The following is a 26,720-nucleotide window of genomic DNA, read 5'->3' as shown; positions in this document are numbered from 1 at the left end:
TATTCAAATTAACCATGAATTGTGAATAAAGCTATTATCCTTTTATCGTTTTCTGTACTAGTATTATCCTTAGCAGCCTGTAACCAGTCGGAGCAGCCTGGTTCCTCTGGCAAGACTGGCGGCCTCTTTACATCCAAAGCCGGCAAACCGGTGGCTTTTAAGCTGCAGTCAGGGCATCCTGACAGCGGCAGGGCATCTTTTGTTTTATCCGGGATAACAGTATCCTTTGATCAAACAGCGGATGCATCACAAACCATCAGCATTAAAAAAGACGAGAAGCGGCTGATCAACTACATACGGTCCGTAGATACGACTGAAAAGACGTTACCAACGCCGTTTATGACGATCAATGGAAAAGATACCGTTATTACATTTAGTATCCGGCAGGATGCATTTCGATTTAAAATAAAAGACAACAGGGCCACCTATACGAAAACGAAGGATACAATAGCACAACAATAATACAACATAAGAAAGGCCGGCCCGCAGGCCAGCCTTGTATGACTGAATAATCCGGACAAAACCTATTTAAAGTCAATAGGGATAGCCAGTTTAACACTAAAATTACGCCCTACATTAAACACCCCTGGGCGACCGGTCACTTCATTTACCGGAGCGTATTTCAAACGGCTCAGGTGATTCTGGTAAGCGACGTCACCGATGTTGTTCACAGCAAAGTGCAGTGAGAACAGGGTTTTATTGTGTTTATTCACGAATTCTGAACCCAGACCGGCATTTAGCAGTGTGTAGCTTCCTGTTGCAGTTTCAGTCTGATAAGCAGAGAACACATCATTCTGGGCAAAATTCATATCCATCTGTACCCCTACGTAAGCGTTACGCAGCGGTCCACCCACCTTTTTAAACTTGCCTTTCAGCTCGGACAACCATCTGGCAGCCGGGATATTCGGCAGGTTTTTAGTGGAGTCGGTTGCATTAGTAGCGGTACCTCGTACGTAAGAAAGTGTATTTTCAAAATGCAGCCAATCGATGGGATGCGGGTGTATATCCAGCATCAGTTCACCACCATAGAGATTGGCATTAGCCTGTTGATACTTAAAGGCAGCGAATCCTTCTGCGTTATCGTCTACAGGAATAGAGTCGGTACCAGCGGCATTAAACAACTTGCGGGAGAAAATGAAGTTGTTGATATGATTGTAGAAAACGTTGGCTGCCAGTGAAACGTGCTGGGTATTGAATTCAATACCGCCGTCTATCTGGGTGCTTACTTCCGGCTTCAGGCCCTGATTGCCATATTCGTATTTGATAGTGCCTTCGTGTACGCCATTGGCAGCCAGTTCGGAGATATTGGGAGCACGGAAGCCACGGGCTGCATTGAGCTTCAACACCACGTGATCGCTGGCTTCGTAGCTCAGCCCCACACTACCGGACACATTGGAAAAATTACGATTGAACGCGTCGAATTTCGTTTCGCCGGATGCGGCAGGTTTGCCATCAGCATCGAGGAACAGCGATTTGGAACGCATGGAACGGCTGTCGAAACGTACACCACCGCTCAGTGTGAGCTTGTTGAAGGTTTTGCTGGTTACTGCGAAAGCGCCGATATCAAACAGGTTGTAGGCAGGGATAAGAAATTCCTCTCCGGAGATTTCATTCTTCTGCTGCATCCCATTGATACCTACGGTTGTTTGCCAGCCGTTCATTTCAGGGAGATAATATTTAGCGGCATAGTTGAAAGTCTGTAATTTCAGCCAGAGCTCCGGCTCATCGGGGTGCAGCACATCTCCGAACTCACGGCGGTTGTTCCACTGGTAACCCAGTGTTAATCCGATACGGCCGCCATTATGCAGGTACAGGCTGTTGTCCCAAACCAGTTTCTGATGATTGATCTGTTGCTTGGGGACTGTCATGCTGTAGGACTTGTTGTCGCTATCGGTAACAGCTATTTCTTCCTTGTTGCCGTTATCATTAATGGGCTTGATAAAGCGGCCTTCGCTGTCACGTTCTCCTTCCACCAGACCAAGGTGCTGATTAAAAGAGGTAAAGCTCAGGCGGGAGAAGCCCCACTGTTTGTTAATGCCGATATTAGCGCCGTAGTTAGTGTTGTTGAAACGTGAATTGAACACATAACTATCGTATTTATTTTTGTAGTCGTGGGCCTGTTTCTGCGTGATGTAGGCGCCCCAGCTGAAGCCGTTGTTGTTACCGGCGATATCAGCATGATACGCCATCAGGCCATTGTTGGTCTGATAGTTGGCTTCCACGTTACCTTTGATTTTGCCTTGCGGCAGTGGCGCCGGCGGCACGATGTTTACCACACCGGCCAATGCATCGGAGCCATATACCAGAGAAGCGGGCCCCTTCAGTATTTCTATTTTGCTGACATTGTAGTCGTCTACTTCGATACCGTGTTCATCGCCCCATTGCTGGCCTTCCTGACGAACACCATCACTGACAACCACGACACGATTGTAGCCGAGGCCGCGGATGAAAGGTTTGGAGATAGCCGGACCGGTGGAAAGCTGACTAACGCCGGGCACTTTGGCGATCGCATCGATGATATTGGTAGAGATGCTCTGGTCCAGCACATCCCGGCGAATGATACTGATAGGCGTAGGTGTTTTTTTCACAGAGGTAGCCAGGTTGGCACCGGTGATCACCACTTCATTTTTTTCGATCAGTGTTTCGGTCAGTTCAAAATCTTTGGTGGTAGTGCCATTCACACTAACCGTTTCCGTATAAGCGGCATATCCCATGGAATGCACTTCCACTATATATTTTCCCTTCGGCAGGTTTTTGATAGTATAATTTCCCTGTGCGTCGGCAGCTGCGCCAACATGCAGGTCTGGCAGATAAACAGTAGCGCCGGGAATAATGGCATGGGTAACTTTATCCGTTACTTTTCCGGTGAGCACGTTAGAGAAAGTGCCATCTTCAGGAGTTCCAGCCTGGGCAGTAGGATGCAGCGACAGCAATGCCGCCATTAATCCGAGTATGAATACACGCAAATAATGCATATGTAAATAATAAGAAATAAGAAATCAGTAGATACCCCTAACCGTCTATTGCCTTCAGGCAATAACAGCTATGTGTGATGTGAAGTTAAAGTCAGGCAGCCTCAGCTGGTGGCGCCCTGGGAGAGAGGTCACGATAGGTAACGTAGCTGGTTTCCGGCAACGGCCGCGGTTGAAACACCCATATCACCGGACGTACCGGCGAGATATAGGCAGTAGTGTATTGATCGAACGGCTCCACCCCTATCTGCAGAAAATCGCAGTGACGGTGTTGCTCCGAAATTGCTGTTCCGCCTACAGGCGTGTGTGCATCCTGCGTATCGTGGTGACCGGCGAACAGGTGTATAAACTCCCGTGGGACCGTATTCAGGGTGAATACGCCCAGCAGGATGATCGCTAATATTTTTTGAAAATGTTTATACACCGGAGCAAAGGTAATAAACTTTACTCATTTGCAACAACGATGCATTTATATTGCACTATTTCACCTTCAGCATCGGTCTCACCTGCTGAACGGCGCCATTCTGGAAGCGGGCATAATAGACCCCGTTAGGCAGGTATTCCGCATCGAACGTGAAGGTATAGGTGCCGGGCGTGTGTATCTTATTGACAGGCACGCTCACCAGCCGTCCCATAGTATCAAATATTTGTATCATGGTATTGCCGTTGCCTGTGATATAGGTGATGGTAGTAGCGCTGGTAAAAGGATTGGGACTGTTGATGATCAGCTTTTTATCATCGGTATTCAAATCAGGCAGACCGGTAATAACGCCACAGGCCACACCGCTGATCAGTGGCAGCCGCTGGTAATCTTTCTGTAAGATTTTGTTCAGGTCGGTCTGGTCCACGCAGAACCATTGCTCCAGGATGGAGGCATATACAGAGCGGAAATCGTACTGCATGGGCACGTTATCCGCAACGCTGGTATTGTCGGGGATGGCCGGCGAGTTACCCAGCACGCCCTGGTTCACATAATCACCGAAAACGATCATAGGTGCCGCCGCGCCGTGGTCTGTACCCATACTGAAGTTGGATTTGATACGGCGACCAAACTCAGAAAACGTCATGCCTACTACCCTACGGGAAGCTTTCAGCCCCTTCAGGTCGTCCATAAAGGCTTTGATGGCATCGGATACGCCGCCGAGTAATTTAGCGTGGCCTCCTGTGGTGGTGTCACCGGATTCTGTCTGGCTGGCATGGGTGTCGAAACCGCCCGTGCTCACCATGTACATGCGGGTTTTAAGTCCACCTGCCACTAAACGGGCCACAATCTTCAGCTGATCGGCCAGATTATTATTAGCAGGATATGGTCCCTGAGAAGTTACTTTGCTGGCGGCAGCTTTGATTGCCTTTTCATAGCTGTTGGTCTGTTTGGCGATCATCCGGATATATTCCAGCTCCTTGCCAGCTTTGGTATTGGGCACAGGGTCCATCACCCCATCGATGAGGTTATAGAAATCTGTTGCGCTGGTAATGGCCATGCCTCTGCTGGCATCTGCGCCCTGAAAAGCCGGGGACACAATAGAGCCGATCTGTATGGCCAGTGGATCGGGGTTATCAGCGTTAGGATAACTGTCCTGCGGTCCCGGGTATTTAGTATCGAGATAACGGCCTCCCCAGCCGGAAGTCAGTATCTCATTGGAGTCTGATCCGGTGAGCCAGATATCGGTAGCGCGGAAGTGCGAGAAATTGGGTGAAGGATAACCAACGCTTTGGATGATGCTGGCTTTGCCTTCGTTATATAATTGCTGCACACCTTTCATGGCGGGGTGCAGGCCTGATTTAAGATAATTGTCGAGCCGCAGTACCTTTCCTTCGGGAATAGCAATATTCGTCCTGGCTGACTGATATTTTCCATAGATATCCAGAGGGATGACCATGTTGAGCCCATCATTTCCTCCGGTAAGCTGAATCATCACCAGTACGTGGTCATTGTCGGCAGCGGCGCCGCTTAATGCAGCCAGCATAGGCGAGCTTCCAAAAGCCTTGATAGAAAAGCCGTTGATAATGGTGGGCAATATCGCGGCCGGGGCTGTATATTTCAGGAAATCTCTTCTTTTCATAGAAAGGTTTTTCAGGACAATTGATATTCTGAAAGGTTCATGATGTATTTGTACAGGGCTTGCAGGTGATTGGTCACCTCTTTCGTATTGGCTGCGTCGCCGGGATTGGATTTGTAGGTGTTCCAGGCGCTGGTCCAGTAGCCATTGGTACTTTGTCCGGCCAGCAGGATGGTGTCTTTCAGGAATGTCTTCACATTATCGGAGACGCCTACACGATACAGGATATCCAGTGAATCATTGACTAACGCCACCGGGTCGCCGGGGTTGGACAGTTTGTCTGCAAACGCCAGCGGATCGATTTTTACGTTTTTGTAGCCGGCAGTGATCATGCCATCGCTCAACTGGTTCCTTCTGGGCAATGTGGCGGTATTGATCCAGAGCTCGTGATAAGCCGGTTCCTGGTAGTAGGCCTCCCAACCGGCTACCAGCGGCGGATCGCCCAGGTTTTGCAGCATAACCGCCATCGCATTGTGCAAATCGCCCCAGCGTTGGTACTGGGTGGTATAGTCAGTGGGGAACGTTACGCCGAACTCACGGCACATCCCGATACAGAAATCCACAGGACTTTTAATCAGGCAGGCCATGTTGAGAGGATCGAAGAAATGCTCGCTGGTAAACAGCGCGTTGAGCGTGACTTTAATATCGTAGCCGCTGCTACGGAAAATGTCTGCCAACGGCAGGATGACATTTGCCTCAGTAGCCTGGTCTATATCGTAGTATACAAAAAAGCGGTAGAGTTTACGGCAGATGAACTTAGCGACTTCCGGTTGTGCAAAAATGATATCCAGGAGGGAGTCCACTTCAGCAGCGCCATCAGGGCCGGTTTGACCGGAAATGACTTTGTTGCCGTAGAAACCGGAGAATTGTTTGTTGGTGATATCGTGTTGCGTGGTGTTAAACGTGCTAACGATCGCGGTACGATCTACCCGGAAGCCTGTCAGCACACGCGCAGTGGCTCTTACATCGTCTTCCGTATAGTGGGAATCAGGTCCTTTTCCAACGGTAAAGAGCTCATGTAATTCACGGGCATAGTTCTCGTCGGCAGCGCCTTTGGAATTCAGGTAACCGTTGAGATACACGAGCATGCAGGGATCCAGCGTTACGGCTTTGGTCAGCGCCTTAAAATTACCCATTGCATAATGCCGTAAGGTGAGATTATACTGGTAGATAAAGCGGCTGTCGTTGACCATGGTGGTTTCTGTCACAAAGTGATTATGCCAGAAGAGCACCATTTTCTCGTGTATGCTTGCCTGTTGGTTGAGCATCTGCCCTACCCACCAGGCTTTGTAGGAATCAATTCTTTTGCGTTCCAGCATTTCGTCGCCCTGGGCAGCTCTCACCCAGCTGGCGCCGGGAGCCACGCCAGTGCTGTCGCTGCCATAATTATTCACCGGAGGGGTAGGGTCAGCCTGCGCTGTAAGCAGTATGTCCACTACCTGCTGCATACCAAGGCCTTTCAGGGCATTGATATTGTCCGGCGTAGCGCCGAAAGTTGTTCGTTTAAGCAGGTGAATGAGTTGCTGGATACCCCAGGCACCAGTGTAGGGAGTAAGCCCGGTTGCCGTACGGGCAACAGCTTTGCTGTTCCGCGCATTGCGGGCAGGCGATAAGGTCAGGAATTGTCTGCGATCCATAAAGCGATATGGTTGAGATAGCGGGATGGCCTTTAATTCCGCCAAATTAATAAAAAATTTAATTCAACAGGATTAAATTATCATAAAACCTGGTGGGATATAAAACAAAAGCCGCAGGAAAATCTTCCTGCGGCTTTGAGCTATAATGTATTACGAAAAAAATCAGGTAATATTTTCGATGATACCGGCGATACCCTGACCACCACCTACGCAGGCAGTCACGATGCCGTACTTCTTATTCAGCCGCTTCATATCGTTGAGGATTTGCACGGTGAGCTTAGCGCCGGTGCAGCCCAGCGGATGGCCGAGGGCGATGGCGCCACCGTTGATATTCACGATATCCGGGTTGATGCCTAATTCACGGATCACTGCGATGGACTGGGAAGCGAAAGCTTCGTTCAGCTCTACCAGATCGATGTCTTGCAGCGTTTTACCAGCTCTCTGCAGCACTTTCGGTACAGCAGCTACCGGTCCTACCCCCATGATGCGGGGATGCACGCCGGCAGAAACGCAGGCCACCAAACGGCCGATAGGTTTCAGTCCCAGCTCGTTGACCATTCTTTCGCTCATCACGATGACGAAGGCAGCGCCGTCGGAAGTCTGTGAGGAATTGCCTGCGGTAACGGAGCCTCCGGCAGCGAAAACAGGTTTCAGTTTGCCCAGTGCTTCGAGGGAGGTGTCTCCGCGTGGTCCTTCGTCGGTGTCAACGGTAAAGGTGCGTTTTTGTTTTTTACCTTTTTCATCCACATATACTTCATCAACATTGATAGGCAGTATACCGGATTTAAAGTACCCTTCTTTGATCGCATTTAATGCTTTCTGATGGGATTTAAAAGAGAACTCATCCTGGTCCTGGCGGCTCACTTTAAATTCATTGGCCACTGCTTCAGCGGTGAGTCCCATGCCGATATAGTAGTCAGGGGTGGTGCTGGCCACGGTGTAGTTGGGCACGGTTTTCCAGCCGGCCACCGGCACCAGGCTCATACTTTCTGTACCACCAGCGATGATACAGTCGGCCATCCCTGTCTGTATTTTAGCGGTTGCAATAGCGATTGTTTCCAACCCCGAAGCGCAATAGCGGTTGACCGTCATTCCCGGCACATCAATTCCTAAAGCACGAACGGAGATCATGCGACCGATTTGCAGTCCCTGTTCCGCTTCCGGAACAGCATTACCAACAATCAGATCATCTACCCTTTTAGGGTCCAGCTGTGGCACAGATTGCAGCAATCCGGTAATCACATCTACAGCCAGATCATCGGGCCTGTAAAAACGAAATCCTCCCCTTTTGGACTTACCTACCGCAGTGCGGTAGCCGGCTACTATATACGCTTCTTGCATGAAAAAATAATTTTAATGAGCTAACGGTTAGATTATCAACATCATGGACATTTATCCACATTTTTACCTTGTTACCAAATTTAATTAAATTAAGGACACAAATATGCGAGAGAACCGTTAAATTTGTCGATACCCGTTTTGGGTGAGCTATCAATGACTCTGTAGCTCAGTTGGTAGAGCAGCTGACTCTTAATCAGCGGGCCTAGGGTTCGAGTCCCTACAGGGTCACAAGACTAAAGCCTGCCACCATACAGGCTTTAGTTTCTTCTTCACTGAAATATTTGTAGCAAAAACAGGCAACCTCTAACAATTGCCTCTAACAGTTAACCTTTCAAATTGCTACAAATGAAAAAAAGAAAAGCAAAAGAGAAGACGCTGCTTTTAAATGGCTGTTACCGCACAGAACTTTCTGTCTTTCCGACAAACTGGGAAACACAAAAGGCCAGCTTAAAACACTAAATATCAACAAATTACAGAAAAACAAAAAAATGTAAATCTCTACAGCTGATACAGACAACTTTTGAAGAAGGAACACTAGCTCCCGCAAGACCGGCAAAACAGCCATCACTCTATTTTTTATAACCAGTTTGGAACGGGCAAAGAATGAAAAAATAGTTAGCACTTTGATGTAAAAAATATAAAAATATTAGCATTACAATATTTCCACACGCCTGTGAAACATAATACCACAATACATTTCAACGCTTTTCACTTTCTTTTTCCACACCTGTTGAAAACTAAAACTTATGCCGCATTGACAGTAGCTTACATTTGTAATGACATAAAAAAACCGGACTCTGGAACAGTCCGGTCATTAATTAATCTTATAATCAAACCAAAATGCCAAAGCAAAATTTTAGCTACGCTCTGGACACGTTGAACAAGATTCTAATGATCTTGGCTCAAATTTCCTCAATCGCCTATTACGCGAGGGAATTAGGTCTTTTACATCTGTAAATGTTTTTCCCAAAACGCTGAAATATTAAAATATTTCAGCGTTTTTTGTTTTAAAGACAACTCAAAAATATAAAAGTTTTCATCACAACGAACTTTTTTAGCTTTTTTGAGCTTTTATTTATCAACACCTTTGTTAACATAGCTGAAAGGAAAATTCATAACTCTTTACATTTCATTATTTTCTGCGGTCACCACCGCCTAAAATGAGCATATTGAACATCTCCCGCATCCTGCTTCGCGCCCTCTCCGAATAACACTGTTCAATCTCCCCCGCCGTTAAGTTGGTGGTCAGATGGGTGAGGTAATGAGGTAGTTTTTTATCGTACCGGTTCAAAATGATTTCCGCAATGGTGTTGACCTGGTCCCCAAAGTTTCGCTTTATGCCCTCTGTACTCAGATCATCCAAACACAGGCCTAATGTATCGTGAAAGAAGGTGGAAGCATGTGACGGCGCCGGGAATGGTCGGGAAAAGATGTGTAATGCGTACTCCCCGTCTGTTTTAAAGGCATCTGCAATGGTACGACAGCTAACCACACGATAAGACCGATAATGATTGGCCTGGAACAGTTCCATAATCGTGGTTTTACCAGTACCGACCGGGCCGCACAACATAATCCCTTTGTTGAGAGAGAAACCCTCCCCAGCTGAACAAAATTTATCCGACCGGGTGAAATAGTGACATAGTGCTTTAAACACAGCGTGGTTGTTGGCATCCATCACCAGGTCAAGCCGCGCTGGGTGGCTTTCCACTCCACGAACGCCATCATTTCCGTCGGTGTCCATGGGCGGAGGAGCTCCGTCTCCCATAACAGACGGCGCTCTTTGTCCAGCTTGTACTTTATCCGGTCCCCCTTACGGCACTGCGCATCACGGAGAGCTGCTTCCGCCTCCTCCGGGGTCAGCTCAAAGCTTTCCGTATTTACGGGGACCAGCTGGTATAGCAAATCCTCCAGGCTGAAGGTTCGGTTGGTTCGGTTGGTTCGTTTTTCTTCTTGCTCCATTATACAACGATTGAAAAATGTTTTGTGAATGCGTGTTTACCTGCTGCAAGCTGTAGTTTTTAAAAAAAACGTGTTTACAGGCGAATTCCGACACCTTCTCCCATTCTGCGAGCACACTATCCGCCACGCCACTGTCACGGGGATTATACGGCACGCTAAGGCGTTTACACAGGAATTCTGCCAGACCTCCCAGCGCCTCGAAATCTTTTACCCGGTCTTCTGGATAGCTGGGGGAATGTTTTTTCCACACGGACAGCATCTCCGGAATCAGGTACCTGGTCAGTATGGTTTCCCCTGCAACCCCTTCCTTTTTTTCAATTTCTTTCTCTTTTTCATTTTCCTTTTCTAAAGGGGTTTCATTTGGGTTTTGAGAAAAAAAGGGTTGGCTTTTTCAGTTCCATCAGACTCAACCACTGTGGCCTTTTTCGGACGCCCCCTTTTTTACCGGACTCTTTTTGCTTTTCGCGGAAACTTTCACGCCGCGCGCGGGTTTCCTCCAATTTGGGATTTACCCAAAACCCAAGCCTTTTTTCCCACTTATGTTTTATCCGGCCCCAAAGCTCCAGGTCCTCACCCTCCAATCCTAAAGGGTGATCACCTTCATCAATGAGCCCTCCGTTAATCCAGCTTTCAGCAAGCAGGTCGACATGAAGACTTTTCATGCCACGAGACCACCTGATGGTATCCACCAATTAGTCCTGTGCGTAAAACGGAAAAGTTGGATCTTTTGCCATAGGTCTAATTTAAATGGGCTATAACTCCGGTTTCCGGGCCGATGAAATCAAAATAGGGTATAGTCTTCCGACTCCTTTCACCTCCACAGGGTTTGGCACGATACGACAGATAGCTGCCTTTTTTTCATTCCAATCGAGATCGAGCAGTACCTGCCGGGCAAGGGGCGTTGAGTTGAAAGCGCTGCCGGACCCTTTCGTGGTGTTTTTTCTCAGGTGAAACCCGTCGGGACCGTCAGGCATTACATACCAGTCCCTTTCCGAATCCTCATCTTTATAGAGACAGACTGTACTCTCTACACCCATTGCCTCGCAAGCTTTACCAGAGATTGCGATAACACCGGAATGGTTAAACGAAATTGTCATTTTACCGCGGCCTGTAGCCACAGTATTGACGGAATCAAATTTTTTCAGGTTCATTTTAAAATCACTTTATATGTGGACAACAAAAATTGAGGGTGAAGTATTAGCAAAAAATATATCCGATTTCCTTATACCACTATGTGAACTAAATATTGTTGATCTTATTTACAAACTTTTATAAAATGAATAAAATACCTAACAGCTTTAGAACAGCACGCGGAAACCAGGTTTTAGTACACAGGCTCTCTGAAAAATCAGTACGCCTCGAAATACTAATCCCAGGTAAGGATTCAGAAGAAATAATTTTTTCGGACGAAATCCATACAAAGACTAATGAAGGCAGCATTGCTTGGTCATGGGATCAGCATGAAGCATTAATCACCTTATTCCAAATTTTGCTTACAAGCCCAAACTAACAACCATCACAGCACCACCGCTTCCGAGTTTGCGGTGGTGCCTTTTAATATTCAAACCAGCAATTTTTATGATCACCGACTATATAGTTTTGGACGCCACCGAGACAAACCAATTAGTAGTTTACGTTAAGAATCACATAAGAGAAGGATGGCAGCCACTCGGTCCAATGCAATGCTTTAATGTTTACACTATAAAACCCAAACCTACAGAGGCTCCTGTGGTTACTCACTTCGCCCAAACCATGATAAAACACCTTTGATACATAGATTGTAATTCAGCCGTTTTTTTATCTACGCACAACCCAATCCGGTTACGTGCCTGTATGCCTCTATGGATTTAAAAATTTGAAGCACGACATTTAGAACAACGTCATTTCCAGCAGCTTTTATGCTTTCTGTTCGCCATTCAGAAAAGGTAATTCCGTCCAGTCCGGAGGGAAACCCATCATCTCCAGAACAAACCGGGGGTTGAGTTGGCCAGTTTTTCCATTGGTCATGCGCTGGATTCTTTCTGGTAGTGGTACTCCTCTCGAATGCTCTTGGCGTGCCAGGAAGGCTTCCGAGTTCTCCGCAAAGCCGCCGATTACTCTTTTTATCTTCTACGATCGGGACGGCGCCGTGCTCAGAGATTATCCGGATACGATCACCGGTCCTACCGTAGCATAAAGGTGTTTTGTCCTGGTAGAACACAGACAAGGCGTCAGCCAGCAGACACGGTTCCGGAGACATGGTTAAAATCTTTCGGGAATACACCGGTATAGATAACATCCTGCAGATTGGTGATCAGCATGATTGCTTTTTCCGGTTCGTAGTGCTTCTGGTCAAATTGTACCTGGAAGGCGTATTCAGCGTGTGCACCACCCTTCCACTCCGGAATAAAGAATCTGCCAAAGAGAGTACCGGTATGACCGGTGAACTCCACAAAAGCTGTCCCCATACCTTTGTTCTGGATTTCCAGACAGAGCTGAATAATAGTACCAATAGCGCTGATCTGCTTGATATTTCTGTTCATGCTATGTGTTTTATTCGTCAATGTCTACCGAGTGCAGCTCCTTGAAGCTCCACTCCGGTTGTTTCATATGAATGATGCCACAATCTCCGTTTTCAGCATTTGCATCAAAGCCAGGCCAGCTCAATTTCTCCCCACACTCCTTGACAGTAATCAATGCAGTACGGTATTTATACTTACCATTGGCCAGATCCTCTGGGCTCCAGAAAAACACTGCCACCAGATAAGGAGGAACGGTCTGCAGCATGATGGTAAAGACTGCCTTAAACTGCCTGCCGCTAATCTCTGACGGCACCTGTAAATACATTCCCTCAGAAAGCTAATACTGGTATTTAGCAGAATCGTAGAGGAATTTGCTAAGGCTCTGCGCAGAGGTGGTCTTGAAGGAAATAATAGCGTTGACGCCGATGTTTTCCTCAATGTTGAAATAGTCCGGGCGAATCTTTACTGGTAGGCCGGTCTCCCAATCAGTTCCGTAGAAGCTCACCTCGGCCACAGCCCCTTTCAGCAGGCGCGGAATAATTCCCCCGCCGTAGGTTTTGTAGTTATACCGGACGATATCAATGATATCATGATGCTCCCTTTTGATCCGCTGATAAGGGCAATTGGCGGGAAAGAAAACCAGGTTTGGTAAACAGATATTTTAATGTCAATAAAAACTGGGAATCATAGTGGAAAATATCTGCTACGAAGTGTTTTACAAGATGGCCAAAGGTTTCGTGAGGAACAGTATTTTCCTGTCCGCAATAGCCGCAGAATCTGTTTGGTACATCATTCCCGCAATTCAGACAATTTTGTTGTTGGCGTAAGGGCTGTGTTTTCAAGGTAACGAGGTTAAGGGGCCCCAAATATAGCAGATTTTTTTACGGGAAAAGAAAAATTACGGTATCAACTGCCGATGCCTCGCGCAGAGATTGCAGACCTTTACGGAAACCCAAATTTTATGAAAAAAATAGTTCTATTAACCCTGGCTCTTTTTTCATTAAGCTTCATCAATGTTACTCATTCAAACGCCCATTCGACTCCAGTTGCCAACGAAAGAACTGATTATGTTTTCTTTTTCGTTACATACATCAATGGAGATCTCGTTCCTAATGCCACACTCTATATCGATGGTGCATTTGCGGGAAATATTACGGTAGGGGGCATTGGCGTACAGGCCAACATCGGTCAGAGTTATTACATCTATGACGCACGCTACAACATGCATGCATCCGGCGTCATAACAAGCACCTTCGTCAGCGCGACGGTTAACTAAATAGCCGCTATAAAGTTGACAAGGCACAGGCCTTCAAGTTTAAGAACCTGAAGGCTTTTTTATTACACCAGCACTAAGCTACTCCTACATCCGCTCTATTAGCATTCCTGTAAAACTATCTAGTTTTTATTTTTCAATTTTATGAAAACTGAATACCTATCTTTGTATAGATGGTATCGTAAATCCCCCATCCTGAAAACTCAAAATAACTGAACCACTATCAACCCGGACCTTTGTGAAAATGCCCTATTAATTTGTTAACATGCTATTTTCTTGTGCCAATAATAATGATGCTTTCATAAGGCATTCATACCTCTTTGCGTTTATCCATTTTTTATTACTCACTTAACCTTTAATGTATGAAAATCTCTAACGTCTTTGTTACCCTTATCTTAGCATCAACGGTAATGATAACCAGCTGTCGTAAAGACCTGGCAATAGATCCAACTCCACAGCAGCATGATCAGGCCTTCAATGCTCAGATTAAAGACGGCAAAAAAACCATTACCCTCGGCATCGGCGATCCTCTCGCTAAAGGCGCTGGTACCCAGGACGACGCGGCTGTTTACAATCATCCGGACTGGGTGAACCGCAACTTCAGTTCTGAGACCGATTTCCTGGCGCTTTCATGGACCTTCCAGGGCACACCTGGCACCGGCCGTCAGTTCTTCAGATTCAATGGCCTTAGCACCATTCCGGCTGGCACTACCATCGTTTCTGCCACACTTACCTTTACCGGTGTGACCAGCAGCGCCGCAGCGCCACAGGGCAACTCCTACTACCCAGGTTCTCCGTACAATTCTTCCGGCACTAACCCTGCCTGGATCAAACGTGTAACCGGATCCTGGACTGCCAGCACCATTACCTGGAATAACCAACCGGCGACTACTACCACCAATCAGGTAGCCATTCCGGCCTCTACTTCTCAGTGGAATTACAGTGTAACCCTTAACGTTACCTCCCTGGTACAGGACCTCATCAACAGCGGGCAGAATAACGGCTTTAGCATGCAACTGCAAACAGAAGCCTACTACCGCAGCCTGATCTTCACAGGTCCTCGTAATACAAATGTAGCCGGCCGTCCGAAACTGGTGATCACCTACGAAATATAGAACGTACTACCAACCGGCATTTCACCGGACCAGGGAATGCTAATACAGTAACAAACGAATATATTACGTCACACTGTATTCTCATGCTCGTGTATTCATTGTAGTTATATAAACGCAAAAAAGCAACTGCCTCAAAAGTACTTTGAGGCAGTTGCTTTTTAGTTAGTTAGTTAGTTAGTTAGTTAGTTAGTTAGTGATACCACACCAGCAAAAACACCACACTGAAGTATCCCCAAAGCAACGAGAACAATACATGCACCGTCGTCTCAAAACGCTTCCCTTTCCATAATGCGGAAGAATACACGAAAAACTGAAAGAATAAACGGCAAGCCCAGAAAACAAAAAGGCCCATACCCAGCAAATGACCCAGCCGGGTATGCAATATCTCTTCTGTTGCATAGATGCAACAAAGTCCCATCAGGAATACAATCAGGCCAATAAAAAAAGTATGTACGTACATCACCTGTCTGCTTAACAGGCTTACCTGGGCAAACTCTTTCTTCCAGTTAAAATACTTTGGGAAGAAAACATGTAATAGCGATAACAGCAACAGCACATAGCCGGTAATCTTAAGATGTAGTTCCATTTTTACAAAGTATAAAGGCTGATAAGAAAGGGGTAATCCTGCGTTCTTCTTCAACAGTTAATCGGGACAAAGCAAACACCCGCCGCCAGGACTTTCCGGAAAAAAAGTGGAAGCAGCCAATATTATAGGCTATAAAATTAAGCGGGTCTCTTAAATGCTCCAGCACTATCAGCCGTCCATTTTCATGCAGGCTATCGCATAGCTGCCCAAAGAAAATGCTGCGCTCCCGGAAATCTCTTATTTCATGAGCGGCCATCAACAGAAAGATAACGTCTGTAGATGCGGTATCCAAAGGGATTGCTGAGGTGCTGACTATTTCCGTTCCCGGATAAGGAGGATATACTTTTCTCGCCCGCTCAATAGATACTTCGGTATGTTTTAGGGGGTCGTAGAAATCAAAGACACGGAGCTGTGCGGCGGGATATTTTTGAGCCAGCAGGTGACTGGTTTCGTCAAAACCAGCATTAATATTAACAATCCGTCCGTTAGTGCGCATGTTTAAACCATCCAGCCAATGCAACTGATATAGCCGGGAAGCATCGTAGACATACCAGGAAACGCTCAAAGACAACACCACGCTGGCCGTCAGCAGCCACAACAACACCTGCACAGGAACAAGGTGACGAAAAAACAAACCAGTTATCAACAATGCTACCGATAGCACGTAGAAATGCCAGTTGAACCGGATAATATTCATAACGCCCTGAAAGGCCTTCCGCTTTACCCTTTCCATATATCGACTTTGCCCTTTTTCCAGTAATAAGGAATATGCTGAATCAAAAAGGCATTCGCCAACACAGCATCCTTCCATTCCGGCCGATTCATAAAGTCTACCTTCGCGGCCACCACGGCGACGGGCCTGGGTGTCCAGTTTTCCCGTACGCCTTCAATGATCAACACCTTATCTGACATATCATTACAGGTAAATGTAAATGGCAAAGGACCGGCAAAACGACGGGCCTCTTTCCAGTTATTAAAAGGTGAGCCCGCAGGGAGTGCTGCATCCGGATCGGTCAGGTCCACAGCGACATCCATACCGGATTTAACGGATGTTACATGGATAAAATCCGCCCCATTTTCCACCTCAATATCGGTAGTGGTATAACGGTAACGCGTAAACAGGTTGCCAAGCATCTCCATCTTCCTTTTATCTGTTTCCGATTTCAAAATATACAATCCCCGCAGCTTCTTCCCCTGGCTATTCGTATATCGTACAAAAACACGGTAACCAGTCAGCACAAAGTCATGGCCCATAAATTCCGGAAACCCTTTCGGACGCAGATGACGGGTTTGCACTACCGCCACTGCTATAAATGCCCATTGATGATCGAACAGCTCCAACTCCAGTTTGGCCGGCACCAGCGGACGTAACATCGCTTCAGGAACGGCATAAGTCAGCACCAAAGAGCTTTCGAAATATGCTTCTACAGCAAAAGGGTGATTTTTAAGTAACGTCAACATCAACAATTTGTATTGGTACGATAAAAACCAAACTGATTCCAGTATATAATAAAGATAAAAAAAGTAGCCACGACAATATTCATTCTTCCAAACAACAGTAAATCCGGCACTACCAAAAATTCAATGACGTTCATCGCGAATACCAGAAAAATTTGTGAAACAGCGCACCAACGGGATTTTATGTTTGACAATACCCACACCGCCATTAAGACTTCCAGCCAACCGATGGTACGAGTCAATATTCCGGCGTAATCGGCTCCCAGGATACGGGCCACAATCTGCTGATGCCGGGGTACCCCGTTATAGACTTTACAGTATAAACCATTTATTATCCACACGGCTGCTATCGCCATGTTCACGTATTTATGTATTAATCTCTCTTTCATGTAATAGGACCAATTATTTTTTATAAACAAAAACCGTCAAAATTGCTCCAAATACCTCCATTTCCTTAAATTAGAAAGAACGTCCAATTTCTTTTAATTTCCCTCAACATGTTTAACCTGTGCAAAGCCCGCTTGCTAACGTCTTCCACACCAGACATCACCCATATTCCAATTTTATATGCCGAACAACCACTCCATGGCATTGCCTCCAGGCTAAAGACAGGAGAGGACAACTAATGTAATTCACTATTTATGAAAAAGAACACTTTTCCAAAAAAACTGCAGCTGGCAAAAGTAAAAATCGCTGACCTGAATGCCATCCAACCCAAACAGAAAAATTTCATCTGCGAAACATCGTATGCTGAAACCACCTGCCGTGGCTGCTACGAAACCATCATCTGCCTGTAAAAGGTAAATTCAGGACGGACTAAACCCGACTTATTTTCTGTCTCACATGCTGAACAACCGCTCCATGGCATTGCTCCGCAGCTAAAGACAGGAGCGGACTGCTTATTTAATGAACGCTATTATGAAAAAGAAAATCTCTCCTAAAAAACTGCAACTGGCGAAAGTAAAAATCGCCGAGCTGACCATCAATCAAGCTAAACAAAAAGAATTCATCTGTCAGACATCTTTTGCTGAAACCACTTGCCGTGGCTGCATCGAAACCATTCTTTGCGTATAACAGACAATACTGTATGCACATACTTAAGGCTGGCTCAAAGGAGTCAGCCTGTTTTTTGCTAAACTTTTTTCACCAACAAAAACCGTTAAGACTACCACATTGAAGAAATTTCATTTAAATTAGAAAGAATTATTTCTCTCAAAATGCATTCACCTATGCTTGCGAACACCCACTTGCACACATTTCCCTTCTATACATATTATTAGCGTTCCACCTCTTATGCTGAACATCCGCTCCAGGGCATTGCTTGCCGGCTAAAGACAGGAGAGGACTATTTATTTAATGTAAATCCACCTTTATGAAAAAGAACACATTTCCCAAAAAACTGCAGCTCGCGAAAGTGCAAATTGCTGCGCTGAATGTCACTCCCAAACAGGGCTTTATTTGTCTGACATCCTTTGACCAGACTACCTGCCCTGGCTGTCGCAGAACAGTAGATAATTGTACGCTGTAATGAAAAAGATCAACAATATCAAAGGCCGGGACCTTTGGTATTGTTGATCTCCTGCAAATATCTTATTGACGATAACCCTACTGCCTGTTCAACAGTTCTGTCGGTGTATAGCCAAACTGCTTCTTAAAAGCAAAAGAAAAATGGGACAGGTTTTCAAAACCTACTTCATAACAAACATCCACTGGCCTGGCATGCTTTTCCACAAAATGATAATGGGCCAGTTCCAGTCTTTTCTGTGTCAACCACCGTTGAGGAGTTATCTGATACGCTTTCTGAAAATCCCGCTTAAATGTTGTCAGACTACGTCCTGTGAGATAACCAAATTTTTCCAGCGGTAAATTGAACATAAAATTTTTTTCCATAAATCCGGTCAGCTCTATTTTCCCTGGCTCATCGAAATTCGCCAGGACATTATCAATCCCTTTATCAATGGCCCTGAGAATACTAATGGCCTCCGTTATCTTTAATGACGCTATGTCCGGCGGGAGCTCCTTCATATCAAAATAGGGAACCAGCGAAGAAAGACAGCTCTCCAGCAAAGGGTGATGATTGTAGCAGAGAATTTTCTGTGCTGAAGGGACCAGCGGTTGCATTGCCAGTTTTTCATAGTAATCTCTTAATCTGGCTGTCGAAAGGTGCATCACCACTGTTTTGTGTGGCAGGCCATCTTTGGGATAATTGATAATTGTGGCCAGCTGGTTACGGGGAATTAAAAAGATATCTCCTTGTTTAAAAAGATAAGTAGTTTCTGCCTGTACGATCTTTGTTTCTCCGGAGATGAACCACACCAGCATATGCTGGTCAAACATGATGTCTGACTTAAAAAAGCTGTCCTCATAGCAGGAGAGCTTTATATCTTCCGTAATATATTGGGCTGTGTATTTCATGATCTGAAAAGAAAATCGCCTGTGTAAAAATAACCCGTATCTCCCACTTTCGCCAACTAAAAATAACCATTTGATACCGTTGCTGTTAGATGGCCTGCCCACCATCGATCAGGAAATTTGAGCCGGTGATAAAAGCCGCCTTGTCACTCAACAAATAAGTGATCAGGTCCGCCACTTCAGATGGTTGACCGAATCTTCCCATGGGGATACTGTTGACCATCCGAGCCTCCATGTCATTATTCAGTCCGATTTTATGCATGATCTCCGTGGCTACAGGCCCCGGACTTACCGCGTTCACCCGTATTTTCCGGGAGGCCAGTTCCAGCGCGGCGATTTTCACTACCGCATTGATGGCGGCTTTACTGGCCGCATATACAGATGCGCCCGGAGGAGAAATGATCGCTGACGTAGAGGATAATAACACCACAGATGCTCCATCATTCAGCACCGGAACAAACCTGCTCAGGGTAAAATACGCCCCTTTAAAGTTTACGTTCATCATTTCATCAAACAGCTTTTCTGTCATCGATTCAATGGGTGCGAGCTGGGTAATACCTGCATTGATAAGCAACAAATCAATTTTCCCATATTGTGCGGTCACCTCCGCGGCAAGCCTTTCAATAGCCGGAAGACTGGACTGATCGGCCACCAGGCCGGTCACGTTTAGTTCCGATGCCGCTTGCATTACAGCATCGTTTCGTCTGCCGGTGATGATCACATTGGCGCCACTTTCCTGTAATTGTTTTGCGGTGGCATAGCCGATACCGCTGTTGCCGCCCGTAATGAGCACTGTTTTATCTTTAAACATGGTCTTTGTTTTATTGGATATTAAATGTAATGCCTGTCATCTCTTCACTTAGTGTCCACAACCGCTTTGCATTGGTTTCATCCTGGGAGTATGATTTTACGGCAGCAGCTGCCGCCACATCTCCATCTTCACAATACACACCGCCTATATTGTTTAGCAATGGACTGGTGGCGCACCAGACGGTGGTAGCGGCGCCCTGTGGTATCGTTTTTAAGGATGCTGCCACTTCAGGCAACAAGTTGCCCTCGGCATCACAAAACCCCATCTTCTGAAACAGTTCCGGTGGCGCTTCCCGGCCCAACTCCGTTCCTCCTATGGAGCCGGGGTTCACCGCATACACCCTGACTTTTGAGAATTTAGCACGGTTGTCCATTTCGAGGGAAAACAGGTTAACAGCCGTTTTGGATTGTCCATATCCCAGTAGCGTTTCGTATTCCCGGTACAGGAAATTGGGGTCTTCAAAATCGAAAGCACCAAACTGATGTCCGCCGGAAGAGAGATTGACCACCCTGGCGCCGTTTGCTTTCTGTAATGCAGGCCATAACCGGGCCGTCAGTTGAAACAGGGACAGATAATTGGTAACCAGTTGCGATTCAAAACCACGCTGGTCCCGGCGTAGTGGTACCCACATAATACCGGCATTATTGATGAGCATATGCAAAGATCTTCCGGAGGCGAGGAAGCTGGTAGCAAAGGCATCTACGGAAGCGGGGTTTATCAGGTCCATGGGAGCCACTTCCACATTGGCAATGCCTTGTAAGTTTTTCCTTGCCTTGTCGATATCGCGGGCAGGCACAATCACTGTAGCGCCCGCAGCGGCAAGCGTTTTGGTGGTCTCCAGGCCAATGCCCGTATTGCCTCCGGTGACGATGGCAATTTTGCCGGCAAGATCGATGCCTTTGATGACTTCACCTGTAGTGGATTTCGCATGAAAGCCTGAACCCAACGGAGTTTGCAGTGCTCCCTGATAATTTGTGTGTTCCATATTGTTATTGTTTTTGTTGAAACAAAAGTAGAACACCCTGCCTCCACCGACTTTGTTCAAACGTCCGATTTCGCTTTGTTTAGAAGTCCACCTGTAAAACTCCCTGATAACAGCAAAAAGGGCTGCCCCTTTCGGAACAGCCCACCCTTTCAATTGCAAGCACTATCACTTAAGCACAATCTTTCTGATAGCCCTGTTGTTGGGATCAGAGATATAAATACTTCCTTCTTTATCAATAGCTATATCTGCGACAAAGCCCATCTTCGCCTGGTCCAAACTACCATCTGCATAACCTCTCGACAGTTTAACGGCCGTGCTGACCTGACCGGTAGACAGGTCCAGCTTACGCAAGGCGTAGTTGTGCATGTCCGCAATCAGCAGGTTTTGTTCATTGTCCATCAGCAATGAACTGATGGTACCGCCAAACAGGGCAGAAGATACCGGCCCGTCCTGATACCCGCTGGACGAACCCACCCAGGTCAACTTCGCACTGTTGAGCTGCTGCCAGTAGAAAGTAGGCTCATATTTGTCCCCTACTATAAACAGATCATTATTGTTACTAATAGCAATTCGTAAATCCTCGGCTGTCCGACCGAACACATTCTCCAGCATACCATCGGGATACAACCGGAAAACGCCTTTGTAAAGCTGCGTATAATAGAGGTTGCCTTTTTTATCTCTCGTGATCGACCCTACATCGTTGGGCAGACCACTTTTGACCGTCGTCACATCCCCCTGAGGCGTAACCTTACGGATAGTGCCACCGCCGGCACCTACCTCTGAAACGTATATGTTATTGACTTCATCTATTGTCAACCCATAAATAGATCCAAACCGGGCATTTCTGCCGTTGCCATTAACGAAACCATTTGCATTAGGTTCTCCGGCAAAGATGGATACGTCGCCGGCAGGCGTAACTTTGGAGATATAGTTCTCACGGGTATTGGACACAAACACATTACCCTGGTTATCCACCACAATGGCGCCGATAAAGGCTCCCATTTGATTGGAGAGGGTAGCCATACCTGCACGGTTAAACGTAGTTGGGCTTTCAGCGACCAATGTGGCTCTTCTCACTTTTACCGGGCCGGTTGTCAGGTTGGCCGGCGTCATTACTTCCAGGGTCGTTTCCGTTGCCCTGAGTATCTGCGCCACTACACCATTGAAGGTCACTTCGTTTTCTGCCGGGTTTACACTGAAGCCGGTACCTGTGATCACGACTTTAATGCCTGCCAGGCCATTGGATGGTTCGAGCTTCTGAATACCGAGGCTCTGTTCCGTAAATTCCGGCCCTTTCACCGGCTGATCATTCACGCTGAGCATCACCGGTCCTTTACCCATGCCAATCGGCAACACTACCGTAAGACGGACGGCTGTAGCCGCTTTCACCACCGCCGGTATATTATTGATCGTTACCACGTTTTCATCTGCTATTGTGCTGAAGTCCTTTCCATCGATGGTCATTTCAGCGCCGGCAGGGCCGCTGAGCGGGCTCACCAGCCGGATAACAGGAGGCGGCACTACCGTAAATGCGGGGCCAACGATCTTCTGTCCGTTGATGTTTACTGCCAACGGGCCACTGGTCACACCCTCCGGCGCAATCACCACCAGTTTGTTACCCGATACTTCTGCTACTTCCGCCCTGGTACCATTAAAATCCACCACATTGTTGGCCGTAAACCCTTCACCGCTGATGGTAACACGGGTGCCCTTTCCACCACTGACAGGTTTAATACCACTGACTGCCTGATACTGAAAAGGCTGGCCAACAGACACCATCCCATCTACTTTCACGGTTACAGGACCGCTGCCTACCGCGTCCGGCACAGTAGCCACCAGCACCGTATCGCTGGCACTTACCACCGTAGCGTTTTTTCCATTGATCAGCACTTCCGCCGGCGACTTCAGGCTGCTGAAGCCGGCGCCGCTGATACGTATCTGCGTACCGGCGGGACCGTTAGACGGATATACTTTCTGCACACTTAGTTTCTGGTAAGTGTATTCCCCTACAGTCAGTGATTTAGTACCGTTGGAGAAAGTGATGGTACCACTTTGTCCTTTCTCCGGAGCACGTACCACCACTACCGAATCAGTATTGCTCAGCACTTCCGCATCTGTGCCGTTGAAAACCACACTGGCTTTTCCATCCAGGAAACCGCTACCGGAAATGGTGACCAGTGTACCGGCGCCACCGCTGTTGGGATAATAGCTCCTGACCTCAAACGGCACCACCGTCGCTACTTTATCTTTCTTACAGGCCTGTATAATACCCATCAGGGATAACAGTAACCCGGCCAATAAATATGTTGTTAGCTTTTGCATATGATCTGTTGTTTAGAAGGTGTAACGCAGTCCCAGCTGTACCTGGTAACGGGAACCAAAATAGTCAATGGAGTAAGGCGTACCAGGATCAGAGAAAGTATACACAGGTATACCCCCTTTATTTTGTTCCGGCGGGAACAAGGTAGGCGTCAAACCAACGCTGGCAGTAGAGTTAAAGGTATTGGGAGAAAAGTAGCTGATGCCCCAGTTACGGTTCAACAGGTTCGTCAGATTTACTACATCCGCCGTAAAAGTGATAAAGTGCGTTTTCAGTTTACGCAGATGGAACTCCTGTGCAAAATGCAGGTCTGCCTGCACATTCCACGGCGTACGCCCCATATTCCGCTCTGTAAAATCGCCTCTTCTGCTGCTGAGATATGTGTTGCCATCAATAAAGCGGTTAAACGCCTCTGCCTGTTCGGCAGCAGTCACCTGCTGTCCATTGCTGGTATAATCCTTAAAGAAACGGATAGCCTCTTCTGTTTGCGGAATATAAGCCAGGCTTACCTGCTGCGGTAATCCCTGTATGCTGTTATTTACAATGCCATAGGTAAACGGACTGCCGGACTGCGCACTGAAAAACAGGCTAAGGGTACTCACCCATGTCTCATTCCATGCTTTGCGATAGCTGGCATTCACCACAAAACGGTGGCGGATATCGAAGTTGGAATAAGCCAGCGGTGCATTATTCGGGCTCAGCGCCTGATTCAGCTGCCAGTTGGATTCCATAGAATTACGAATACCGTTGAACGCGTCTTTACTCTGTCCATAGGTATAAGCGCCGGACAGGAACAAGCCATTGGTAAAGGTTTTGCTGGCCGTACCCGTGAGGCTGTAACGGAAACCTTTATTGGTGTTGGTCAACATATAAGCATTGGAAAAATGCGGATCAATATTACCCGAATAGATAGGCTGTTGACGGTTTTTATCGTAAGCATAATATTTAGGGTTGTCCGTAATATTCACCTGTTGGAAAAATACTTCTTTAATGCTCTTGGTCACCATACCTTCTATACCCAACTTCCACTGGCTGGCGGTGGTCCGGTCGATAGCGAGACTGGCGCGCAAAATCTTCGGCATCACAAAATTATTATCGATCAGGTCTACCTGCGTTTTACCAGCATTCGGATTATTGATCACAGTACCATTCTTCTCAATAAAATCAGCAATACCATTTTTGCCGGGCTTGATGGCATCGCTGCCGGGGGTGAATGGTTTCTGGTCCGCTTTCTGGTCGAAAGAACCGTAGTTCACGCCGTTATTATAATATGCGTAAGCCAGCCATGCGAAAGGAATACGGCCGGTAAACATACCTACGCCGCCACGAATGATCAGGCTTTGATCTCCCAGCCAGTCATAACGGAAACCGAGGCGCGGAGATATCTGTACTTTTCCGAAATAGCGGTTTTCGATGCGGTTCAGCGGTGTATAGTGATAGGTGGTCCCGAAGTACGGATCAGCGATGGCGTTGGTCACTTTATCGCTCAGCTCCGGCTTCGCAGGCAGATGTGTATAATCCGCACGTAATCCTGGCGTAACGGTCAGTTTGTCGGTTACGCGTATCGCATCCTGTATGTACAGGCTGTAGAGGTTTACGTTGAATACAGCGCCGGGATTGTTCAGGATATAGTCACGGCTGTTGTTGGTATAGTTATAACTTCCTCTTACGCGGTAAGGTGAATTCCGCAGGTAGTCATCGATGCTCAGATAGTCTACGCGGCCGTTCCAGGCGTTCACAAAACCGTAGTTGATATGATACAGCTCATTGTGCGTACCCATTAACACGGTGTGTTTGCCTTTTGTCCAGGTGAGGTTATTGGTGATCTCGATGGTACGTTGTTTCATGTTGAAGATAGACGCTTCCCTGTCGGTACCCAGATAGATGGTAGTTCCTGGTGTGCGGCCCATGATCTGTACCTGTGGCAGCGTGGGATCGCTGAGCGGATCACGATAATCATGCACGGTAGTAAAACCGGCGACAAAACTATTGGACCAGGTGTTATTGAAACGGCTTTTCAGTTCCGCAACGGTGCTGCTCTGGTTATTCGTTTGTTTGAATGCCATGCTGCCGAAACGGAAATCCTGCTGGTCGCGGTCCAGGCTGATGGCGCTGGAAGTAATGGTGTTATTGCGGACAGACAGCTGATGTTTATCGTTGATGTTCCAATCTATACGGTTAAAGAATTTATTGGACTCGGAAGAGGAGTTGTACATCCCAGCCGTACCCGGATCGAAGATATCGCCGTAACGTTGGATGGTTGCATGGCGGATATCGTCGGCATCTTTCTCGCTGAAGATGCGGGCCGTTTCTTCTTTACCGGCCAAAAGCTGCGCAGGGTCTGTTCTGCGGGTGATTTCTTCATTGGTAAAAAAGAACAGTTTGTTTTTGATAAGGGGGAAACCCAGGCGAATACCGGCCTGATAGTCTTTGAAGTCACTGTTCATTTTATCGCCGTTGCCGGCTTTGTTTTTACCGATCATCGCTGCGGTACGACCAAAGCCGTACACGGAGCCGCTGAAGGTATTGGTACCGCTGCGGGTGACGGCGTTCACACTGCCGCCGGTGAAGTTACCGATCTTCACATCGAAGGGGGCGAGATATACCTGCATGTCTTCGATCGCATCGAGGGAAACGGGATTGGTGCGGGTACTGCTGCCGGGCTGACCGGAAGTACCGCTTTGTCCGCCCATGGAAGGGCTGAAGCCGATCGCATCATTGTTGATGGCGCCGTCGATGGTGACGTTGTTGTAGCGGAAGTTGGAACCGCCGAAACTATTGTCTTTGCTGCCTTGTGGCACCATGCGGGTAATGTCCTGAATGCTGCGGCTCACTGTCGGCATGTTGTTGATCTGGCTGCGATTGATATTTTGACCAGCTCCGTAGTTATTGGCTTTAGGTCCTGTTTTCGCGCCTTTCACCACTACTTCAGAAAGTTGTTTGCGGTCGTCGCCCAGTACTACGTTCAGTTGCTGCGGTTCTCCCAGCCGTACGGTGACGTTCTGGTATTTCTGCGGCGCCATGCCCATCATGGTAACGGTGACGGTATAAGGACCGCCAATGCGCATGCCCAACAGGTGATAGCGGCCACCGGGATCTGAAATAGCGGGATAGCGGGTACCGGAAGGTTCATGCACCGCGATGATAGTGGCGCCGGGCAAGGCCTGTCCCTGGCCGTCCTGTACCTTTCCGGTAAGGCCGCCGGAGGTTTCCTGGGCTGTACTGGCAACAGCTGCCAGCAGTAACGCCAGGAAAGAATATATCGTTATAATGATCTTTTTTGTGTTCAT

At 47.2% G+C, this 26,720-nt stretch carries 28 protein-coding genes and 1 tRNA gene; 9 read left to right on the top strand and 20 right to left on the bottom strand.

Annotation, left to right across the window (positions count from 1 at the left end; genetic code table 11):
• Positions 1–21 precede the first annotated feature (21 nt).
• Entirely contained in the window at positions 22–462 is a 441-nt protein-coding gene (locus ICL55_RS23985; protein WP_188102221.1) for a stalk domain-containing protein, read from the top strand.
• Between the two features lie 62 nt (positions 463–524).
• Here ICL55_RS23985 and ICL55_RS23980 read toward each other — a convergent pair whose 3' ends face one another.
• From ICL55_RS23980 to ICL55_RS23960, 5 genes are all read right to left on the bottom strand, one after another.
• Positions 525–2,966, bottom strand: a complete 2,442-nt coding sequence (locus tag ICL55_RS23980) for a TonB-dependent receptor (protein WP_246496543.1) — start codon at positions 2,964–2,966, stop codon at positions 525–527.
• A 100-nt stretch (positions 2,967–3,066) separates the two neighbouring features.
• On the bottom strand, positions 3,067–3,396 hold the full coding sequence (locus tag ICL55_RS23975; protein ID WP_188102219.1) for a hypothetical protein: 330 nt from the start codon (positions 3,394–3,396) through the stop codon (positions 3,067–3,069).
• Between the two features lie 55 nt (positions 3,397–3,451).
• Entirely contained in the window at positions 3,452–5,035 is a 1,584-nt protein-coding gene (locus ICL55_RS23970; protein ID WP_188102217.1) for a DUF1501 domain-containing protein, read from the bottom strand.
• A gap of 11 nt (positions 5,036–5,046) precedes the next feature.
• The gene (locus ICL55_RS23965) at positions 5,047–6,669 is read right to left on the bottom strand and encodes a DUF1800 domain-containing protein (RefSeq protein WP_188102214.1); all 1,623 of its coding nucleotides are present in this window, start codon (positions 6,667–6,669) and stop codon (positions 5,047–5,049) included.
• 162 nt (positions 6,670–6,831) lie between these two features.
• The gene (locus tag ICL55_RS23960; RefSeq protein ID WP_078668947.1) at positions 6,832–8,010 is read right to left on the bottom strand and encodes a thiolase family protein; all 1,179 of its coding nucleotides are present in this window, start codon (positions 8,008–8,010) and stop codon (positions 6,832–6,834) included.
• 155 nt (positions 8,011–8,165) lie between these two features.
• On the opposite strand from ICL55_RS23960, the gene ICL55_RS23955 reads away from it, so the two are divergent.
• Positions 8,166–8,238 (top strand) — tRNA-Lys (locus ICL55_RS23955).
• Between the two features lie 904 nt (positions 8,239–9,142).
• Here the strand turns inward: ICL55_RS23955 and ICL55_RS23950 are convergent.
• From ICL55_RS23950 to ICL55_RS23935, 4 genes are all read right to left on the bottom strand, one after another.
• Entirely contained in the window at positions 9,143–9,541 is a 399-nt protein-coding gene (locus ICL55_RS23950; protein WP_223151577.1) for a P-loop NTPase family protein, read from the bottom strand.
• A 143-nt stretch (positions 9,542–9,684) separates the two neighbouring features.
• Positions 9,685–9,969, bottom strand: a complete 285-nt coding sequence (locus tag ICL55_RS23945; RefSeq protein ID WP_188102209.1) for a hypothetical protein — start codon at positions 9,967–9,969, stop codon at positions 9,685–9,687.
• Between the two features lie 356 nt (positions 9,970–10,325).
• Positions 10,326–10,631, bottom strand: coding sequence for a hypothetical protein (locus ICL55_RS23940; protein WP_188102208.1), 306 nt, complete (start codon positions 10,629–10,631; stop codon positions 10,326–10,328).
• A gap of 90 nt (positions 10,632–10,721) precedes the next feature.
• The gene (locus ICL55_RS23935) at positions 10,722–11,120 is read right to left on the bottom strand and encodes a hypothetical protein (RefSeq protein WP_188102206.1); all 399 of its coding nucleotides are present in this window, start codon (positions 11,118–11,120) and stop codon (positions 10,722–10,724) included.
• A gap of 125 nt (positions 11,121–11,245) precedes the next feature.
• On the opposite strand from ICL55_RS23935, the gene ICL55_RS23930 reads away from it, so the two are divergent.
• Positions 11,246–11,479 carry a hypothetical protein gene (locus ICL55_RS23930; protein WP_188102204.1) on the top strand — a complete coding sequence of 78 codons (234 nt, stop codon included), beginning with the start codon at positions 11,246–11,248 and terminating at the stop codon, positions 11,477–11,479.
• A gap of 700 nt (positions 11,480–12,179) precedes the next feature.
• Here the strand turns inward: ICL55_RS23930 and ICL55_RS23920 are convergent.
• On the bottom strand, positions 12,180–12,491 hold the full coding sequence (locus ICL55_RS23920; RefSeq protein ID WP_188102200.1) for a hypothetical protein: 312 nt from the start codon (positions 12,489–12,491) through the stop codon (positions 12,180–12,182).
• Between the two features lie 10 nt (positions 12,492–12,501).
• On the bottom strand, positions 12,502–12,795 hold the full coding sequence (locus ICL55_RS23915) for a hypothetical protein (protein WP_188102198.1): 294 nt from the start codon (positions 12,793–12,795) through the stop codon (positions 12,502–12,504).
• A gap of 636 nt (positions 12,796–13,431) precedes the next feature.
• Between ICL55_RS23915 and ICL55_RS23910 the strand changes: the two genes are divergently transcribed.
• Both ICL55_RS23910 and ICL55_RS23905 read left to right on the top strand, forming a co-directional pair.
• Positions 13,432–13,746: a hypothetical protein gene (locus ICL55_RS23910; RefSeq protein WP_188102196.1), complete on the top strand. Its 315-nt coding sequence runs from the start codon at positions 13,432–13,434 to the stop codon at positions 13,744–13,746.
• A gap of 359 nt (positions 13,747–14,105) precedes the next feature.
• The gene (locus ICL55_RS23905) at positions 14,106–14,858 is read left to right on the top strand and encodes a DNRLRE domain-containing protein (protein ID WP_188102194.1); all 753 of its coding nucleotides are present in this window, start codon (positions 14,106–14,108) and stop codon (positions 14,856–14,858) included.
• Positions 14,859–15,048: 190 nt separating this feature from the next.
• On the opposite strand, the gene ICL55_RS23900 is transcribed toward ICL55_RS23905, so the two are convergent.
• Genes ICL55_RS23900 through ICL55_RS23885 form a run of 4 tightly spaced genes read right to left on the bottom strand, consistent with a single transcriptional unit; the run spans position 15,049 to position 17,258 of the window.
• Complete coding sequence (locus ICL55_RS23900; RefSeq protein ID WP_188102191.1) at positions 15,049–15,444, bottom strand: hypothetical protein; 396 nt, start codon at positions 15,442–15,444, stop codon at positions 15,049–15,051.
• Entirely contained in the window at positions 15,428–16,177 is a 750-nt protein-coding gene (locus ICL55_RS23895; RefSeq protein ID WP_188102189.1) for a class I SAM-dependent methyltransferase, read from the bottom strand. The genes ICL55_RS23900 and ICL55_RS23895 overlap by 17 nt, the downstream gene beginning before the upstream one ends.
• The gene (locus ICL55_RS23890; RefSeq protein ID WP_188102187.1) at positions 16,165–16,905 is read right to left on the bottom strand and encodes a DUF2071 domain-containing protein; all 741 of its coding nucleotides are present in this window, start codon (positions 16,903–16,905) and stop codon (positions 16,165–16,167) included. The genes ICL55_RS23895 and ICL55_RS23890 overlap by 13 nt, the downstream gene beginning before the upstream one ends.
• Entirely contained in the window at positions 16,905–17,258 is a 354-nt protein-coding gene (locus ICL55_RS23885) for a DoxX-like family protein (RefSeq protein WP_246496541.1), read from the bottom strand. The genes ICL55_RS23890 and ICL55_RS23885 overlap by 1 nt, the downstream gene beginning before the upstream one ends.
• A 141-nt stretch (positions 17,259–17,399) precedes the next feature.
• On the opposite strand from ICL55_RS23885, the gene ICL55_RS35475 reads away from it, so the two are divergent.
• The 4 genes from ICL55_RS35475 to ICL55_RS23870 all read left to right on the top strand — a co-directional run bounded on the left by ICL55_RS35475 (position 17,400) and on the right by ICL55_RS23870 (position 18,430).
• Positions 17,400–17,528: a hypothetical protein gene (locus ICL55_RS35475; RefSeq protein WP_281392597.1), complete on the top strand. Its 129-nt coding sequence runs from the start codon at positions 17,400–17,402 to the stop codon at positions 17,526–17,528.
• 15 nt (positions 17,529–17,543) lie between these two features.
• Complete coding sequence (locus tag ICL55_RS23880) at positions 17,544–17,699, top strand: class I lanthipeptide (RefSeq protein WP_168870142.1); 156 nt, start codon at positions 17,544–17,546, stop codon at positions 17,697–17,699.
• Positions 17,700–17,820: 121 nt separating this feature from the next.
• Positions 17,821–17,976, top strand: a complete 156-nt coding sequence (locus tag ICL55_RS23875) for a class I lanthipeptide (RefSeq protein ID WP_188102183.1) — start codon at positions 17,821–17,823, stop codon at positions 17,974–17,976.
• 298 nt (positions 17,977–18,274) lie between these two features.
• Positions 18,275–18,430, top strand: coding sequence for a class I lanthipeptide (locus tag ICL55_RS23870; protein WP_188102181.1), 156 nt, complete (start codon positions 18,275–18,277; stop codon positions 18,428–18,430).
• Positions 18,431–18,507: 77 nt separating this feature from the next.
• Here the strand turns inward: ICL55_RS23870 and ICL55_RS23865 are convergent, their stop codons facing one another.
• The 5 genes from ICL55_RS23865 to ICL55_RS23845 form a co-directional block, all read right to left on the bottom strand.
• Complete coding sequence (locus ICL55_RS23865; protein ID WP_188102179.1) at positions 18,508–19,317, bottom strand: helix-turn-helix domain-containing protein; 810 nt, start codon at positions 19,315–19,317, stop codon at positions 18,508–18,510.
• A gap of 85 nt (positions 19,318–19,402) precedes the next feature.
• A complete protein-coding gene (locus ICL55_RS23860; RefSeq protein ID WP_188102177.1) occupies positions 19,403–20,125 on the bottom strand; it encodes an SDR family NAD(P)-dependent oxidoreductase in 723 nt (240 codons plus the stop codon).
• A gap of 10 nt (positions 20,126–20,135) precedes the next feature.
• Complete coding sequence (locus ICL55_RS23855) at positions 20,136–21,110, bottom strand: SDR family NAD(P)-dependent oxidoreductase (protein WP_188102175.1); 975 nt, start codon at positions 21,108–21,110, stop codon at positions 20,136–20,138.
• Positions 21,111–21,275: 165 nt separating this feature from the next.
• Positions 21,276–23,432, bottom strand: a complete 2,157-nt coding sequence (locus ICL55_RS23850; RefSeq protein WP_188102173.1) for an IPT/TIG domain-containing protein — start codon at positions 23,430–23,432, stop codon at positions 21,276–21,278.
• Between the two features lie 12 nt (positions 23,433–23,444).
• On the bottom strand, positions 23,445–26,720 hold the full coding sequence (locus ICL55_RS23845; RefSeq protein ID WP_188102171.1) for a TonB-dependent receptor: 3,276 nt from the start codon (positions 26,718–26,720) through the stop codon (positions 23,445–23,447).

Source organism: Chitinophaga varians (assembly GCF_014529945.1).
In the GTDB taxonomy this organism is placed as follows: domain Bacteria; phylum Bacteroidota; class Bacteroidia; order Chitinophagales; family Chitinophagaceae; genus Chitinophaga; species Chitinophaga varians.
The sequence above is the reverse complement of the archived record's forward strand: the minus strand, read 5'-3'. Positions and strand labels throughout refer to the sequence as shown.